An 18,026-nucleotide genomic window follows, 5' to 3' on the forward strand; every position below is an offset into this window, starting at 1 on the left:
TACATTAAACCTATACAAACATACAAAACTCAAAACGGATATTTGTAAATGTGACGAAAATAAAAAGAGACATTTCGTTTGAAATGTCTCTTTTTTGTATAGTATAAATTAAAATTCTTCTTTGGTCTATGCAAAGAAATCAACGATTATTTGAATGATTTCTGTAATTAATGTTAATAGAATCTGTATCATCTTTGTAGTTTATTTCTTGGTTTGATTTTTCTTTTTTGTTTTCGGTTCTTGGTAAATTTAATCCTACAGATCCTTCATTACTTTCAACACGAATACCATTTTTATCGATTCTAACTTTTGCCGAATCGTTTCCGTCATTTACATGTATGTTTACATCTCCTTCGAAGTTATCATCTTCAGAATCTGTATCCTTTTGACAATTCAAACATACGATTTTTTTTCCATTAAATGCAAAATAATTATTATTTACATCGTTAAAATAATCGGTATCGTATTGTCCAGATCTGATATTTACCGAATTTGATTTTCTGACAAATAATACTTTATTTTTCGGTACATAAATTTTAATATCAACTGTTTGTTCTCTGAATTTACCGTTTTTTGGAATTTTAACAAATTTATCTAAATTCAATTTGTTTCCTTCTAATTGATAATTGTATTTAATTGATTCTAAATTACGTTTTGCTTCCTCTTTACTTCCTCCTTTCGATGAATAGCGAATTTCTAAATGTACATTATTGTCACTGCTCTCTTCGATGTCAAAAGTTTTGTAAATTGGAATAACTAAATTACCTTCTTCATCAATTAATTGCTCTAAATCATTGAAACCACTGTATCTATAATTCCCTTCTTCTCTATTCGTAAATTCTATTTGAAGCGTGTCTGAAGGAATATTTAGTACTTTATCTTCAGTCATTTCAACAGAATTTCTGAATTTACTTGCGGTACTTACCGAAATTCCGATGATAGCAAATAAGGCAACGAACCAAAGAGCGATTGATCCAAAAATAACGGCTTTGCTCACTGTTACACGATTCCAAAAACATTTTACGCCTAAAATTGTCAATAAAACACCTGGAATTACCATTAAGATTCCACCAAAAATCTTTGCAGCCATGCTCATCCATTCTTCCTCAACTATGTAGCCAAATAATTCTGTAGGCATTTCTGTCCACGTTGTGAAAAAGAAGAAGAATCCAGCAACAATAAGTCCAATTCCCGAGCTCAGTATAATAAATCCAATAAACCAAAGTAATAGTCGACCAAAAACACCAAAGACTCCACCTAATTTATTACTTAATTCTTTACCTCCGCTAACAACCGTTTCACTGGCTTGTTCTACGTTTTTTTTTAAGGTATCTATGTTTGCTGGTTGTCCATACATTTGCAATTTTTCTGATGTAGTTTTTGCTTTTGGAACAAAAATTAATAAGATAAAATAACAAAAAACAACCAACCAAAACGAAACACCAAGAGTTGCAACTCCTAACACAAGTAAAACCAACCAAATTGCTCGTACAAACCAAGGATCTACGCCCATATAATGTGCCAAACCAGCAGATAATCCTGTTACAATTGTATCATCTGGGTCACGGTACAAACGTTTTGCTCCTGTTTGTTGTCCTCCATACGATTGGTTATTTGATGATGAAGTGTAAGAAGAATTTGTTGATGACGTCGTTTCACCCTCTTCATCCTCTACTTTATATTGATCTGGATGCCCCATCGTTGCAATCACAAAATTAATATCATCCTCGTTCACGACTTCTCTAAATTTTAATCGTTCGCGAAACAATTCAGCAATACGGATTTCTACATCTTCAATAATATCTTCAATACCTTCTGTTCCTCTCAACGAAGTTTTTACATCCTGTAAATAGGTTTTTAATTTATTATAGGCGATTTCGTCTAACACGAAAGAAAATCCTCCTATACTTATTGATACTGTCTTATCCATTTTTGTGCGTTTCTGTGGTTACTTTATTCACGGCTTCGATTAACTGATCCCAAGTAGCAGCTAATTCTTTTAAAAATTCTTCACCTAACTCTGTAAGTGCATAATATTTGCGAGGTGGTCCTGAGGTTGATTCTTCCCAACGATATTGTAAAAGGTCATCATTTTTTAATCTTGTTAAAAGCGGATATAATGTTCCTTCAACAACAATCATCTCTGCTTTTTTCAATTCGTCTATGATATCAGATGCATAAGCATCACCTTTTTTAATAATGCTGAGAATACAATATTCCAGTACACCTTTTCGCATCTGAACTTTTGTTTTCTCTATATTCATAAGAACGGCTTGTTTTATTTTGTTATACAAATATATATAAAAGTTTTAGTATTATGCAAAACAAAGTACTGAATTATTTTTAGTATTATATATAAAAACTACAACAATCGGTCTATTTATCAAGGATTGATATAAAAATATTTTTTTTAAGTTTTTTTACATTCTTTTCTAATTAATTTTTTTAGAATAAAAATTTAAATGTTTTTATTCTATTCAATAAAAACCTCTATCACTTTATTTGCAATTAAAAATCACATTTCAACTTGCTTAACTTTCCTTATCTTTGCAAAAATTCGAGCTCACACAATGAAAAAAATAATAGGAAGCATAATGCTTTTAGGTGCTTTTTTAGCTTCAGAAAGTGCTTTAGCTTGGGGATTAACAGGTCACCGAGTAGTTTCTCAAATCGCAGAACAACATATTAGCAAGAAAACTCGTAAAGAAATTACTAAAATCATTGGCCCTCAAAAGTTAGCGTATTGGGCGAACTGGCCAGATTTTATTAAATCTGATACTACTTGGAAACATGCAGATTCTTATCACTATGTCAACATTCCTGGAAATTTAAATCGTCAACAATTTGATGTTGCTTTAGAGCAAACGTCGGATGAAAATATGTACAAAAAAGGGTTGTTTTTAATCAACGAATTAAAAAACAATCAAAATCTTACGATTGAGGAAAAACAACATAATTTATACTTTTTAATTCACATTCTTGGGGATGCGCATCAACCACTTCATGTGGGGCGTCCAGATGATTTGGGAGGAAATCGAATCAAAGTAGAATGGTTCCGTGATAAAGTAAATATCCACACGGTTTGGGATTCTAAATTAGTTGATTACGAAAACTATTCGTACACAGAATATTCAAATTTGTTAGATATTGCTTCAAAAGAGCGTCAAATTCAAATGAAAGAAGGCACTTATGCAGACTGGATTTATGGTTCTTACATTCTTGCAAACAATATTTACGCAGGTGTAAAAATGGACGATAAATTAGGATACCGTTACCATTTTGATAACAAATTTATCATAGAAGATCAATTATTAAAAGGAGGAATTCGTTTAGCAAAAGTTTTGGATGATATATTTAAATAAAATAGATTTTTAAATTATTCTAAAATAAATTCAAATCCTGAAAAGTCAATTTTTCAGGATTTTTTATGCACTAAATCTAATTTTCAGACTTTTTGACAGTGATATTTTTCAAAAACAAGTCATTTTGTCTTATTAAATCATTTTGCATATAATTTGAAAAGTATTTAGCATGAATAATGAAATCAAAAATTTAAACATACAAAACATGAATACAGTTAGAAAAAACAGAACAAATTATTTCCCTTTTGGATTTGATAATGCGATGCTTCCAAAATTTGAAACATACGTAAATTCGAACAATCAATTTCCGGCAGTCAACATCAAAGAAAACGAAGATAGTTTTGAGATTTTATTAGCTGCGCCAGGTCTTACAAAAGAAGATTTTGCAATTGAGGTAGATGAAAATGTTTTGACTATTTCTTCAGAAATCAATCAAACAAAAGAAGTAAAGGAAGAAAAATTTTCGAGAAGAGAATTTAATTTCACCAACTTTAAAAGAGCATTTACTTTACCAGAAACGGTTAATGAAGATAAAATTGAAGCTTCTTATGTGAACGGAATTTTAAAATTAGTTTTACCTAAAAAAGAAGAAGCATTGCCAAAAGAAAAACGTAGTATACAAATTTCATAGTATAAATTTAATTTTAGTTAGTTAATTCATCAATCCTCAATTTTTCGAAGTTGGGGATTTTTTTTCGGAATGATAAATTAATAAAAAACAATATTATATTTTCAAAAAAACATAAATAAAGTAAAGACATCTTCTGAAGTCTTTTTTTATTTAACAAAATATTATATTTTAGACCTAATTTGTAAAATTTATCACACGAAATCAGATTAATTATGAAATTGATTAACACATTAACTTACTCTGCATTAGTTTTATCTTCTGTTGCAGTACATGCACAAGCGCAAGAAAAATTGGATCCAACAGTACAAAGCTTTGTAACAGAAATCCAAAATAATTCGCAATTGAAAAAAATTTCGCATGAATTATTAGACGGAATTGGACCTCGATTAGTTGGAACACCACAAATGGATCAAGCCGGAGATTGGGCAATTAAAACCTTAAAATCATGGGGAGTTGAAGCTCGTCGCGAAGATTACGGAACATGGAAAGCTTGGGAACGTGGTTTAACTCACGTTGATATGACTTATCCGAGAGCAAAATCAATCGAAGCAACTCAATTAGCATGGTCACCAGCAACTAAAAAAGCTGTAACTGCTGAAGTTATTGCGATGCCAGTTTTCAAAACGAAAGCGGAATTTGACGCTTGGTTACCAAGTGTAAAAGGTAAAATTGTTTTAATGTCTCAAAACCAATCGTATGGACGTTCTGACTATCAATACAAAGAATTTGGGTCTGAAGCATTATACAAAAAAGTAACTGAAAATAGAAAAGCTGAAGCTGAAGCTTGGAGTAATTCTATTAAAGTAACAGGTTTTAACAACAATACACTTCCAGAAGTTCTGGAGAAAAATGGAGCTGCTGCAGTTGCCATTTCATATTGGACTGGAATTATGGGTGCAAACAGAATTTTTGGTGCAAAAACGAAAACGATTCCAATGTTAGATATTTCGAATGAAGATTATGGAATGCTATATCGTTTAGCTGAAAATGGAACTGCTCCAAAATTAACTGTTAATGCGCAATCTAAACATAATGGAGTTGCAAAAACATTTAATATTGTAGGAGAAATAAAAGGTAAAGAAAAACCAAACGAATATATTATTTTATCGGCTCACTTTGATTCTTGGGATGGTGCACAAGGTGCGACTGATAATGGAACAGGAACAATCGCGATGATGGAAGCTATTCGTACAATTAAAAAATTATATCCAAATAACAAACGTACCATTTTAGTTTGTTTATGGGGAAGTGAAGAACAAGGATTGAACGGTTCTCGTGCTTTCGTAGAAGATCATCCAGAAATTGTAAAAAATACACAAGCTGTGTTCAACTTAGATAATGGGACTGGGCGAGTAGTTAACATCAATGGTTCAGGTTTCGAAAAATCTTACGAATATATGACGCGTTGGTTAGCTGCGACACCTTCTTTTGTTCGTAATGAAATTAAAACAGATTTTCCTGGTTCTCCAAGTGGAGGTGGATCAGATCATGCTTCATTTGTTGCTGCAGGCGTACCAGGATTTATGTTAAGTTCTCTTAATTGGGGTTATGGTACATATACTTGGCACACAAACAAGGATACTTATGACAAAATTGTTTTCGAAGAAATTCAGAATAATGCAATATTAGCTGCTACATTAACAATGATGGCGGACAAGGAAAATGAATTAGTTAATCGTGATCGTCGTGTTTTACCTGTTGGTAGAGATGGAAAGCAACAAGAATGGCCAGAGGTTAAAAGCCCTGCAAGAAATTCTGATGCTTATATGAAATAAGATTTTCTTAAACATATTAAATCCACTCCAATGAGTGGATTTTTTTTTGAATTAACTATTTTCTCTATAATCAATAAATGTGATTGGCTTTCGACTTTCTGGTTTAAAAATGACTGTTTGCAAAGTTTCAAAATTTTCAAATTTAATCGAGGGAGTTACACGCATTTTTGCTCTAAAACGATCTTTTATTTTGGCTAAAAAATCATCCGTTTCATCTATCGAAACTAATCGAATCAAAATTTCATCTGTTCCTAACTCATTCGAATAAATTTCTATTAAATGTAGTTTTATTTCATCAAAATGCGACAATACATCCTGTAAAGCAGGTGGATACAACGTTGTTCCCTTGTACTTTATCATGTGTTGTTTTCTTCCTTCAACTGGACCTAATCGATAGGTATGGCTTCCGCATTTACATTTTTCGGAATGTTTTCGTACTAAATCTCCCGTTTTGAAACGCAACAAAGGCATTCCTTCAACACCCAAAGTAGTAATCGTTAATTCACCTAATTCACCATTTTCAACTTCATTATTTTCTTCATCTAAAATCTCTGTAATAATCAAATCTGGTTGATGATGACCTCCTACTCCTATTTCACATTCCGTAAAAGCGGTACTCATTTCTGTCGAAGCATACGTTGAAAAGAGCTGAATATTCCATTTCGAAGTAATTTTTTGCGCTAACAAAGACGGTTTCAAATCCCTATCTCGCAAAGCTTCGCCTATACACAAAACTGCTTTTACAGAAGATGTATTGAAATCGATGTTATTTTTTTCAGCATAATCAATCATTTTCAACAAAAAAGAAGGAACTGCCACCAAAAATTTCGGTTGATATTTTAGAATAGAATCCCATTGCAATTGAGGAACCCCCGCTCCTACACGAACAACACCTGCTCCTAACTTTCGCAAACCAAGAAAATAAGCCAATCCAGCCATAAAACGACGATCAATTGTCGTCATCATTTGTACAACATCACCTTTTTGAACGCCAATTCGTTGAAAGGAATTCAATTCATTATCAGCCAATCGTTCCAAATCTTGGTTCGTTAATCCAAACGTTACAGGATCGCCTAAAGTTCCGGAAGTCGTCGAATAATCTATAATTTCAGGTAACGGAACACACAAAAAGTCAAAATTTCGTTGTTGTAAATCATTTTTGGTTGTTACGGGAATCAATTTTAGATCTTCCGTTGATTTGATTCTTTTCCAATCAATCTTATTTTGTTCAAATAAATCTTGATAAAACTTAGAATGCTTTGCTAAATAGGCAATTTGATCTTGTAATTTTTGATTTTGAAACGCTTTTATTTCTTCTACCGAAAGCTTTTCTATTGATTTTTGTTGGCTATTTTGCGTGTGCATTTTGATAGCTTTTTCTCTGTTATTAATCGATCCGGAATCGTAGTGATTTCCTTTGTTAATGCTAATTTATAATAATTACTCGCTTGTTGATAGTCTTTTTGTTGAAAAAAATAATCACCAACTTGCGCATACACTTTCCAAAAATTTGGATTATTCTGAATGTAACGATTTAAATAATCATTATCTATTTCTTTTTTATCTTTAATCAATTGCGCAATTAACTTCTGTTGAACGCGATACGCTTCGTAATCTTGGTACGCTTTTGTCGTTAAAAATTGATCTTTTTCAATTTCTAAACTATCCACATTTAATTTAAAATTTGAAATTGAATCATTAAAAATTTTATTCAAATCATAAGCTGTAAATTCACCCAATTGATATGGATTTGACGAAACCCAAACCAATCGTTTATCTGGCTGAAAAACAACTGCATGATGCGCTAATAACTGATTCAACGCTTTTTCATTTCCAAAACCAATTTTACTGTTTTTTAACCCATTTGTATCTCGTAATAAATCAACCATTTTTTGAGGATTTAACTGATTTTGAATGGTTAACTGTTCATCAATTTTTTCGAAACGATAAACGGAATGACTTTCTGTTTTTTGCTTATTATTTCGTTTATCATCTTGATATTCTATACTCTGAAAATGATTTGTACACGCCAAATAAGGTTGATTTTGTACTTCATAAACACCAAATTTTTTAGGCGAAATTTCAATCAAAACTGCCCGATGATCTTTACTACTTCCAATCATTAAACTTTCGGACACAAACACTTTTTTGTTCTTCGCAATCTCGATCGCTTCATCAATAGTAGATGCGTACTGCAATATTTCTAATGCAACAAGAGAAATTGGAGTTTTTGCTTTCAGCGGAATCGAAGATTTTCCTGCATTAATCGTCACTGTCAAACCTTCTAAATTCATTCCAGACGACACACCTATCATTCCACCCCAAGTAACCGACATATATGGAAAGCCAGATGTAGGTCGAATAAACGACACTATTTTATTTTTAGCAAAATCGTCGTTTGCATAAAAATCGAAATTTCGACCGATTAATAATCCTCCATCTTCCGATTTATTGTCCCAAACTGCTAAAGAAGAACATCCAACCAGCATCAAATCGTGCATAGCATGCCCTATATCATGTGCGCCATGCAAAAAAAGATTTCGATTGTATTTATCCATCAACGAATCATATCGATTTGAAGAAAATTCGGAAAGACCATAAATCTGTGCTTTATATTCGTTTTTGATATATTGATGTAAATCTCGGTTATAGTATTTTAGAACTTTAAACAAAAATTTTCGACGCTTTTCGGAAGGAATAAAATCGGTAATCAGATTCATAAATGATTCTTCTTGAAATGCATATAATTCCTTTGTTAAAACCCCTGTTTTCTGACCTATTTCTAATGCATCACCAGAAACATATAACTCCCAATTTTGAGACTTATTCTTTTTTAAGAAATTATTTTCTATATAAAATAAAGAATCATTTACTTCGTTACGAATATAATTTTGAGAATGATAAGCAGATAAATCAGGACGGTCAGCCATACTTTTTTGGATGCCACAAGAAGAAAGTGTAAACAGAATAAAAGTTAAAATGTAGAAGTATTTACTCATAAGCTTTTTGATTGATTTCCCGATGAACTTTATTCATTAAATATTCGGATCCAAGAATTTCGCAACACGTCAGAAAAGCACCAATTGTAACGCCTAAAACACCATGAACTCGTACATTTTGACCTGTAAAATAAATATTTTTCACTTTTGATCTCGGTGATATAAATGTTTTCATCGGATGATGACTATCTTTCAAAAAACCATACATATTACCTTTTTCTGATCCAATAAAATCTCGATAGGAAAGCGGTGTCGATGTATGAATCGCTAAAATCTTTTCGCGAATATCAGGAAATTTGTTTTCTAATTTTTTAATAATCAGTTCTGTTTTATACCGTTTAAATGCTTCATAATCTTCTCCTCTATTTCCATAATTATCATTGGTATCAACATTATATGTTTCTTCCCATTGTTGCACTTCATCAAACGTCATATAGGTCATAACCGTCATACTTTCCGAATATGCTTCATTTTTTTGATCTAAACTAAATGTTGCAATATAAGTATTCGGCCAATTGTCAATTGACTTTTCATAACTGTCCCATACATCGTTTATCGAATTAAAATGATAGATATTATGGTTGATATATGGAAAACTTTTAGGCTTAAAAACGAAATAAACAGAAAACACGGAAGGTGTGACTTCTAAACTTTTAACACGTTTAGAAAATGGTTTTCCAAACTTGCGTTCTCCCAACATATCGATCGTTTTCTTGATATCTATATTCGAAATGAATAAATCTCCATAAAAACGCTTTCCTTCCTTCGTTTCACAAGCTATTACCTCTTCATTTTCATCTTGAACAAAGGCTTGTATTTCTTGGTATTTATAAATTTCTCCTCCATACTTTTTCAACTCCTTAATCAAAAGAGTTGAAATTTGGCTTCCACCATTTACACAACGCCAAGCCGAATGTATATAAGAGTTAACAGAAAGCGCATGAATGTATAAAGGTGTCTTTTTTGCTTGTCCCACATATAAAAAATTATTCCCCACTAAAACGGCTTTCAATCGCTCGTTTGTAAACACAGAATCAATGTAATCTTTGGCATTAATTGCCAAGAAATCTTCATCGTCAGCAAACGCAGCAGTGGCTAAATTATACATCGGAAAAGCAGCACAAATCTCTTCTAACTTTCTACTGTATTCGATTAAATTTTCGCGTTCTTCTGGAAAAAAGACAGACAATTGATCGACAAAATTTTGATAAGTTTGTGCTATTGGATAGACGTTTTTATCATCATCAAAAGAAATCATATCAAAACCATCTTTGTTCAATTGCTTCAACTTTAGCTTGTCGGCTATATTTAGATATTTGAAATAATTATATAAGTTTTCACCTTTGGCTAAACCTCCAATATAATGAACACCCGTATCAAAAATTGTTTTATTCCGAACAAAAGTTTGCAAATTTCCACCAAACTGATTATTCTTTTCAAGCACCACCACTTTCTTTCCTTCCTTTGCCAAAATAAGAGCAGAAACAAGTCCACCCAAACCGCTTCCTATCACGACAATATCGTAATGAGGTTTCGATTTATTTTGTGTAAACGATGTATTCATTTGTTTCTGTTTGTTGAATAAATTCAGTAAATAATGATTGATTGATGTTTCTATTTTTTAGAACAACAATTTTATTAAATTGATTGATTGTTTCTTGGTTAATTTCTTCAATTTCTGTCGAAATCAAAAGAGTTGTATATTCTTCATTAACGCTGAAGTTTGGTGAATATTCTAATGAGCGGATTTTTGTAATGTAATTTGTCGCAGCAATTGATCTTTTATCTTCACTTTTTATAAACGAAATAATTTTACGACTTGCTTGCTGCATTAACAATAAGAAATCAATCTGTCCATAGTCATTAGCAAAATGAACGATTTTTTCGTTCGAACCAAATACATCATTCAATTGATGATAAACCGATTTATACTGTTTAAAATCTTGTTTTACTGCATGTACAACTTCAAATTCTTTATACAAAAAACTTAAAAACAATTTTTGTTTCCAGTAATTTTCATCTTCATATCTATTTCGAATTTCTTGAAATTTTGCTTTATAAGCTCTACTGATTTTTTTTGTACGTTCAGAATAATTTAATCCATAAGTTTCATCATTCCAAGCAATTCTATCTCCAATTATTGAATAGATATGTCCATCCGAAATTAAGAAGTCGCCTTTTGGAATAATCTCTGAATTTCCATGAATATACATTGGTAAAATATCTAATTTCAATTTCTCTGCTAAATAAAATGCTCCTTTATGAAAACGGTTGATATTATTTGTAAAAGAACGCGTTCCTTCAGGGAAAATCATCAACGAAAAATCATGACCAATACGATTTTTGATTGCTTCAATATTATCTTCAACACCATTAGAAACTGGATAAAAACCAGCCATTTTAACTGCACGTCCAAAAATTGGCGATTTATACACCCAATCGTTTACTAAAAAAACAATTTTAGGTGTACACATTCCAATAGCTAACGTATCTAAGAAAGAAGTATGATTGGCAATAATAATCGACTGCTTCTTAAAATTTTCATGATTAGGATTGATTATTCGTTTAACAACCGTTGGTTTCAACATCAATACAGATTTCATAAAAGTTGCCATTCCCCATCCAAAAAGTTGGTACTTTTTCTCTTTCAAAATTGGTAAAATAAGCATCAAAAAACGAAGTATTAAAGAAGTCAACGTTCCAAATAATCCAAAATATAAAAAGAAAATTCCACTCTGAATTGCCAACCATAAAGTCATCGGACTTTTTCCTTTTTTGGAACGATTGGCTATAAAAAATCGAAATAAAATTGGATAAAAAATAAATGTAATCACCAATGCTGCAAGCACTCCAACCAACGAAACTGACGCAATAGATTTTAGAGCAGGGTGTTTTGCAAAGATAAGCGCACCAATCGCTAAAACTGTCGTAATAACGGCTAATAAAATTGATGTTCGGTAAGTCGGCATTTCATCTTTACCAATCGTGTATTCTTTTTGTAAAGCACTTGTCATAAAAATACTAAAATCAACTCCATGACCAAAAACCAACGTGCAAACAATACTGCTAAAAATATTAAATTTGATATCAAAAAGTCCCATTAAACCTGCAGTAACCAAACCTGATAACGCGATAGGAATCGCACTAATAATAACCAACTCAATACGTCGGAAAAAATACCATAAAATCAATAAAACAGCTAAAAACGAATAATTAACTAAATTATTAAAGTCATTGACTAAATTACCTAAAAAGTTTTCGTTTAGTAACTTTCGGTCAATTACAATTGTTTCGTTATGATGAAATTGATTCACAAATTTCTCTCTATTCTCTTCCTTTAATTTGACTAAAGTTGAGATGGTATAAAATCCATTTTTTTCGGAAACAAATTCTTCAAAAAGTGATGGATTGAACGCGCGATAATCCTCTAATTTTAATGGTTGATAGGATTTATCAAAAATCGAGAAAAATTGATCGTAAATACTTTGTTTAAAACCATATTTTTTTCCTTCGTTGACAAACTCATTCTTTACAAAATTTATCTTTTCAGCAGACCAGAAATTATTCCAATTCTTTATTTTTTCTACTTGTTCAGCAGCTGGTAAAACCAATGATTGAATCGAATTAAAACTTAATATTTCATCTGCATTGACTGCTTTTGATAGTTGAGTTGTTAACGCGCTATTTTTAGTTAAAACTTCATTTATATCCGTTCCATAATTAACGACATACAATGATTTTGAAATGGTATTAGAAGACGTTTCTAATTTTTGTTCAGCAATTTTTTGATCTGTTGGAATGTAATTCAATTTTGATAAATCCTTATCAAATTTAACTTTACTGAACGTAAAACAACTTACAATAATCAGCAGTATACAAGCTACAATCAAAAATTTATTATGATGAAATGAGAATAATGCTAACTTCTCTATAATGGTAGAATTATTTTCGACCGAATTTTGCTTTGGGTGATACAAATGTGGAATAATCAACAATGAAAAAACACCAGAAACAATAACCGTTATTCCAGCAAAAATTCCTAAATCTTTTAACACATCTGATTTCACAAAAAGTAAACACAAAAAAGCAATCGCTGTTGTTGTACAGCTCATGATTAGCGGTTTGGTAATCTCTTTAAAAAGTATTTTAGAATCGCTATTGTGTTTGTAATGCGTCATGATATGCAACGAATAATCAATCGTTATTCCGAGTAAAACCGCACCAATACTTAATGAAATTGCAGAAATTGTACCTTGAATGAAATACAACATTGCCAAGGCAAAGAAAAAACCAAAAACAGAAGGTATAAAAATGATAATTGGAATGTAAAGCTTACGATAAAACACCATCAAAATTACCATTAATGTCGTCATCGATATCAATACAGTTGTGATAATATCTTGCTTGATTTGCTTGGCATTTGCAACAGCAATAAAACTTGAACCAAAAAAACTTAATGTTGATTTCCCGCTATATTTTGGATTTAAATGCTGTTTTATTTCCTCTAATCGATTGACAAAATCAGTATTATGTTCTGTTTCACTTCCAGAAAATGTTGGATTGATAAAGAGCAATAATTTCGAATGATCTTTCGTAACAATAAACCCTTTATACACCTCAAAATCGCTCGTTAAATTTTTATCTTTCAACCGATTTAACGCAACAAAAGTTAAACCAAGAGGGTCTTTCAACATAAATTCTTTTGAAACTATTCCCGTTGGTGTAATTAGACTTTTGTAATTCTGTTCAACAATCGATTCAATAGAATCTTTCGTCAGTTTTAGAGTTAACTTATCATAATCTTCTTTCTCTAAAAAAAGCGGTAAATTCTGATGTACAAAATCAAATGTCGAAGCAAAATTATCTAAATCATATTGACCTTGAACATCATTGTAATACTCTTTGAGCGGTTGAATACTATCCAAAAAATCTGTTGCTTGAGCAGTCATATCATCTAATGTTCCAGCCTTTTCTTTTTCGATAATAACAGCAACTTTATCTGTGAATTTTAATTGAGAAATAACTTTTGTAATGGCATCATTCTTCTCATCTTTTGGAATAATTCGCGTTATATCTTCCTCAAATTTTAATCGATTCGCAAAAAATAAACAACACGCCAAAAAAAGAATAAAAAGTAAACTGCTCAACCATTTATTCCCTTTGATATGTAAAAATATAGTGTAGAAATATTTATGCATTCTTAATGGTCTTTTGACTGAAATAAGTTAATAAAAAATAACTTGAAATTCCACTTACAACACTACAGAATGTTGCTAAAACTAAGCTCCCAATTACATATCGAAGTAAATTTTTCTTAATCGTTTCGAACGAAACCAAACTTAAATCTAAATGAAAATTATCTTGTAAAATGAACCCTCCAGTAACTAAAGATAGGTAGATGATGATTGGGATCATTGGCGGAATACTAATGTTAGAACAGAAGAAACTGATCACTTTATTCAACCGAAACATAGAGGCTAAAAAAATAGATAAAAAGGTTTGAAAACCCCAAAAAGGAGCAATACCAAGAAAAACACCCAAAGAAATTGATAGCGCTTTTACTTTATTGTTATCGTTACTTCCTAAAATATCTTCTTTAATGAATGTTCGTAAGTTTTTTTTTTGAAACTGAACAGAAAATTTCGAGGTTTAATGTAGAAAATAGTCAAGAATACGAGAAATGTATTCAAGATGCTAATTCGTGTAAAATCTTTGAATGGACGGAAATGTGAAACGCGTTCATTTGGATCGTACAAAATGTCAATCGGAATGTTAATTACTTCAATTCCTTTCCAAGCTGTACGTACAATCACCTCAATTTCAAATTCAAATTTAGTTGTCCAAAATCTTTTTGGAATAAATTTTAATGGATACAAACGATAACCAGATTGAGTGTCATTCAATTTAATTCCTGTTTCGAACCAAAACCAAAAATTAGAAAATTTATTGCCAAAACTACTTTTTTTCGGAATCCCATCTTGTTCCATTTGGCGACTTCCGATAATTAAAACTGGTTTATTGCGTTGTTCTAATTCTTCTATAAAATTTGGAATATCATGTGGAAAATGTTGCCCATCAGAATCGATTGTCAAAGCATAGTGATACCCATTATTTACGGCTTCCTTAAAACCAACTCGCAAAGCATTTCCTTTCCCTTTGTTTTGTGCTATTTTAACCACAACAAATTGACTTTCGTATTCGTTTAAAATAGCATCTGTAGCGTCTGTAGAACCATCATTAACAATAATAATCTGATTGGTGTAGTCCAAAACTCCATCAATCACACGTTTCAACGTTTTATGATTGTTGTAAGTCGGTATAAGTACACAAACTTTTAGTTCATCTATTTTATGTCGAATATTCGAAAAATCCATGCGCTTAATGAAATGTTTTCTGCTGTTGTATTGTAAAAGTATTGTAATTTTTGGCGTATGACTTAATCAATGCTTGAACTTCTTTAGGTGCCGATTTATAATTATCGATAATAAATGTTTTATCTTCTTGAATATTTTGATTGTATTTAATAAACTTTGGAATATTTTCTTGAATGATTAATCGAATCAGACGATTTTCCACATCTTTTGAATCCTTTTTGATCGAATTATTAATCAAAGTAGCGCCTTCTGTAAAAAATTGTTTTTTTATTTCCTTATCTTTTATCGTTCTTGCTTTTAATATTTTAGAAGCTCCTTTGTACGCAATAATTGTCTGATTTTCACCAGAATAATTATTTAATTTATTGTATAAAATAGTCACATTTTTAGATGATTTCGAAGCGTTTTCAAAATCCGTCCTTAATTCGGATAATGTTAATCCAAAAAAGAATAAAACCGAAAATAATAACGATAATATGATTTTCATTAATCCAAAACTTTATAAATTGCACTAAATTTTAAGGCATTTGTTGCTTCAAAAAAAGAAGTATTTTTAACTTTTACTTCATCATTTTCGCAAACAACATTCAAATTTAATTCCAAAATTGGATTCACAAATGGATTTATGGTTGCCATAAATTTGACATTCGAAACTTTAGACAAAAACAGATTTTTAGCAACAAAACCTTCTGTTATTTCTTTTATAATTTGCATCATGCAAACGCCTGGAGTAATTGGATTATTTGGAAAATGACCTTCAAAAACTTCATGATTTGGATTCAGTTCAATTTGGACTTTAAAATTTACATCATCTATTTTCTCCGAATTTTTGATGGTATATAGATTAGGAATAAGCATTTGTAACTGTTTTGATTTACAAATATAATCTAAAAAATATTGTAATTTAAGTTTGTTTAATCTTCCTCTAATTGTGTATTTACTTTTGACAATTCGATACTTAAGTTAAAGTGATTGTGTTTGATTAAAATCTTTTCTGGATAATCTGTTTGATTAGTCGTAAAACAATTGAATGTCTTTATTTTATTGTTCTTTAGATGAATTAATTCTTGAAAATAATTTGATTCATTTTCATCGAATACTAAACTTACTTCTTTCGATTTTAAAACAACAAAATCTGCTGTTTTAATAGATTCATCTACTTTGAAATCGTTTTTAAAAAGCATTTGTAAATCATTTGCAAGTGTTTTCACAACTACTTTTTTATTCAAATCTGGCATGGCATAATTCAAGTTGTAATTATATTCCGAAATAGATAAATCAAATAATGTATTTCCAAAATCAGACATCATTACTACTCGATGCGAATCATAACCGAGCTTTTTTACTACAAAATTACCTTTCATTTCATTTTTCATAAACGTAATCTTAAAACGGTAACTGTATTCTTTGTTAATTTGACTAAAATAAGGATTAAGAAATTCCTTTTCAACCTTTTGTTTATCTTGTATATCGGCTATTTTATATGTCGTTCCACAAGACGTTAAAAACAAAATACTAAGGAGTAAAAACAGACGCATTGATTGCTTTATTTAAAGATTTGTTCGTAAATAAGATTTTGGTGTAATCGTCTGAAGGCTCAATCAATTTCACTTCTGTCACCGTCGATTGTCCGGAATAAAACGTCAACTGAATTTCTTTGATGTATTTCATCACATCTTTTATTTTCGGTTGCAATTTTGCTATTCGAGCTTTATCCGTTTTAACATACGTAATAACAAAATCATTGGTATTGAACAAATTACCACTTACACTTCCAACAATCAATTGATTTAGTTTTTCAAACTTTTTATTCCCTTGTAAATCAACACTCGATTTTTTTCCTTCGTCGTTAATGTAAATTTTATTGTGGTTAAAAATGACATTATAATCAATAGGTTGCGTATAATTCCAACGCATCGAACTTGGATTTTGCAGATACAATTTACCTTTCGAAACAATTGGATTTTCTAAAAAACTCATCACTTTATATTGTGTAAAATCAGCCGTTAACGTCTTTATTCTTTTAGAATCAGTTACAATATCTTTTTTGAAATTCTCAATTTCAGCATTACTCATTTTACTTTCTTGCGCAAAAATTGTCAAGTGAAAAAATGCAAATAAAATGAAGATTTTAGTTTTCATATACATCAATTTTCAAGAGTTCGTCTAAAGGAACTACTTTATAATTTTCCTTTTGTAAAAATACAAATAATTGTGCTAACACATTCGCTGTTTTATCCGAAGTGTCATGCAATAAAACGATTGAACCTGGTTTAATTTGTCGTGTAATTCGATCAAACAATCTTTTTTCATCATCAATAACTGTATCCAAAGATCGAACATCCCAACCTATTACGTGATGTTTGGTTCTGCGCAAAGCTCTTGCAATATGTGGATTTGTCACGCCAAAAGGCGGTCTAAAAATCTTTGTTTTAACCGATATAATTTGTTCAATAATTTGATTAGTAGTCAGAATTTCTTGTATAATTTTATCAGTTGAATAAAAGCCATTTTTAGGCGAATGATGATAAGTATGATTTCCTATTAAATGCCCTAATTGATGTATTTTTTGAAGATTTTCTGGAGATTGATTGATTTGTTTTCCGATACAAAAAAATGTTGCTTTAGCATTATTTTTTTTTAAAATTTCAAGAATTCTTGGTGTAAATTCTGTTGGTCCATCATCAAAAGTTAACGAAATTATTCGATCTGTGGTTTTCCCTGCTGAATGAAACGCTTTCAAAAAGTAATTAAATCGAATTTCAAAAGCACCAAAAATTGTCAATAACGACCAAATAAAAAAAGGTATAAACAAATAAAAAAAAGACAAACTTTTTGCAAAACAACCAATTGAAATACAAATTAGTGTAGTTATAAAAAAGATG

The 18,026-nt window shown here is 30.7% G+C and carries 14 protein-coding genes and 1 pseudogene; 3 read left to right on the forward strand and 12 right to left on the reverse strand.

The window, feature by feature from the left end; genetic code table 11:
- Window positions 1–139: 139 nt before the first annotated feature.
- Together NZD85_RS04335 and NZD85_RS04340 are read right to left on the reverse strand one after the other, a co-directional pair.
- On the reverse strand, window positions 140–1,930 hold the full coding sequence (locus tag NZD85_RS04335; protein WP_260543667.1) for a PspC domain-containing protein: 1,791 nt from the start codon (window positions 1,928–1,930) through the stop codon (window positions 140–142).
- A complete protein-coding gene (locus NZD85_RS04340; protein ID WP_171623104.1) occupies window positions 1,923–2,264 on the reverse strand; it encodes a PadR family transcriptional regulator in 342 nt (113 codons plus the stop codon). The genes NZD85_RS04335 and NZD85_RS04340 overlap by 8 nt, the downstream gene beginning before the upstream one ends.
- Before the next feature lie 306 nt (window positions 2,265–2,570).
- Between NZD85_RS04340 and NZD85_RS04345 the strand changes: the two genes are divergently transcribed.
- The 3 genes from NZD85_RS04345 to NZD85_RS04355 all read left to right on the forward strand — a co-directional run bounded on the left by NZD85_RS04345 (window position 2,571) and on the right by NZD85_RS04355 (window position 5,768).
- Window positions 2,571–3,362 carry a S1/P1 nuclease gene (locus NZD85_RS04345; RefSeq protein ID WP_188319849.1) on the forward strand — a complete coding sequence of 264 codons (792 nt, stop codon included), beginning with the start codon at window positions 2,571–2,573 and terminating at the stop codon, window positions 3,360–3,362.
- Between the two features lie 205 nt (window positions 3,363–3,567).
- Window positions 3,568–3,993, forward strand: coding sequence for an Hsp20/alpha crystallin family protein (locus NZD85_RS04350; protein ID WP_225539263.1), 426 nt, complete (start codon window positions 3,568–3,570; stop codon window positions 3,991–3,993).
- A gap of 212 nt (window positions 3,994–4,205) precedes the next feature.
- Entirely contained in the window at window positions 4,206–5,768 is a 1,563-nt protein-coding gene (locus NZD85_RS04355) for a M20/M25/M40 family metallo-hydrolase (RefSeq protein WP_171623101.1), read from the forward strand.
- 51 nt (window positions 5,769–5,819) lie between these two features.
- Here the strand turns inward: NZD85_RS04355 and NZD85_RS04360 are convergent, their stop codons facing one another.
- From NZD85_RS04360 to NZD85_RS04405, 10 genes and pseudogenes are all read right to left on the reverse strand, one after another.
- Window positions 5,820–7,133 carry a phenylacetate--CoA ligase family protein gene (locus NZD85_RS04360; protein ID WP_260543670.1) on the reverse strand — a complete coding sequence of 438 codons (1,314 nt, stop codon included), beginning with the start codon at window positions 7,131–7,133 and terminating at the stop codon, window positions 5,820–5,822.
- Window positions 7,100–8,767, reverse strand: a complete 1,668-nt coding sequence (locus NZD85_RS04365; protein WP_260543671.1) for a C45 family peptidase — start codon at window positions 8,765–8,767, stop codon at window positions 7,100–7,102. Before NZD85_RS04365 ends, NZD85_RS04360 begins: the two co-directional genes overlap by 34 nt.
- Window positions 8,760–10,331, reverse strand: a complete 1,572-nt coding sequence (locus NZD85_RS04370; RefSeq protein WP_260543674.1) for a phytoene desaturase family protein — start codon at window positions 10,329–10,331, stop codon at window positions 8,760–8,762. Before NZD85_RS04370 ends, NZD85_RS04365 begins: the two co-directional genes overlap by 8 nt.
- On the reverse strand, window positions 10,306–13,965 hold the full coding sequence (locus NZD85_RS04375; protein ID WP_260543677.1) for an MMPL family transporter: 3,660 nt from the start codon (window positions 13,963–13,965) through the stop codon (window positions 10,306–10,308). Before NZD85_RS04375 ends, NZD85_RS04370 begins: the two co-directional genes overlap by 26 nt.
- Window positions 13,958–15,141: pseudogene (locus tag NZD85_RS04380) on the reverse strand (DUF2062 domain-containing protein). Before NZD85_RS04380 ends, NZD85_RS04375 begins: the two are co-directional and overlap by 8 nt.
- Before the next feature lie 4 nt (window positions 15,142–15,145).
- A complete protein-coding gene (locus NZD85_RS04385; protein WP_260543679.1) occupies window positions 15,146–15,628 on the reverse strand; it encodes a hypothetical protein in 483 nt (160 codons plus the stop codon).
- Entirely contained in the window at window positions 15,628–15,999 is a 372-nt protein-coding gene (locus tag NZD85_RS04390; protein ID WP_225539270.1) for a 3-hydroxyacyl-ACP dehydratase, read from the reverse strand. Before NZD85_RS04390 ends, NZD85_RS04385 begins: the two co-directional genes overlap by 1 nt.
- A gap of 56 nt (window positions 16,000–16,055) precedes the next feature.
- The gene (locus NZD85_RS04395; protein ID WP_260543682.1) at window positions 16,056–16,679 is read right to left on the reverse strand and encodes a hypothetical protein; all 624 of its coding nucleotides are present in this window, start codon (window positions 16,677–16,679) and stop codon (window positions 16,056–16,058) included.
- Entirely contained in the window at window positions 16,657–17,283 is a 627-nt protein-coding gene (locus tag NZD85_RS04400; protein WP_317619461.1) for an outer membrane lipoprotein carrier protein LolA, read from the reverse strand. Before NZD85_RS04400 ends, NZD85_RS04395 begins: the two co-directional genes overlap by 23 nt.
- Window positions 17,273–17,971, reverse strand: a complete 699-nt coding sequence (locus tag NZD85_RS04405; protein WP_260543683.1) for a polysaccharide deacetylase family protein — start codon at window positions 17,969–17,971, stop codon at window positions 17,273–17,275. The genes NZD85_RS04400 and NZD85_RS04405 overlap by 11 nt, the downstream gene beginning before the upstream one ends.
- Window positions 17,972–18,026 lie beyond the last annotated feature (55 nt).

The organism is Empedobacter stercoris (assembly GCF_025244765.1).
Classification (GTDB): Bacteria; Bacteroidota; Bacteroidia; order Flavobacteriales; family Weeksellaceae; genus Empedobacter; species Empedobacter stercoris.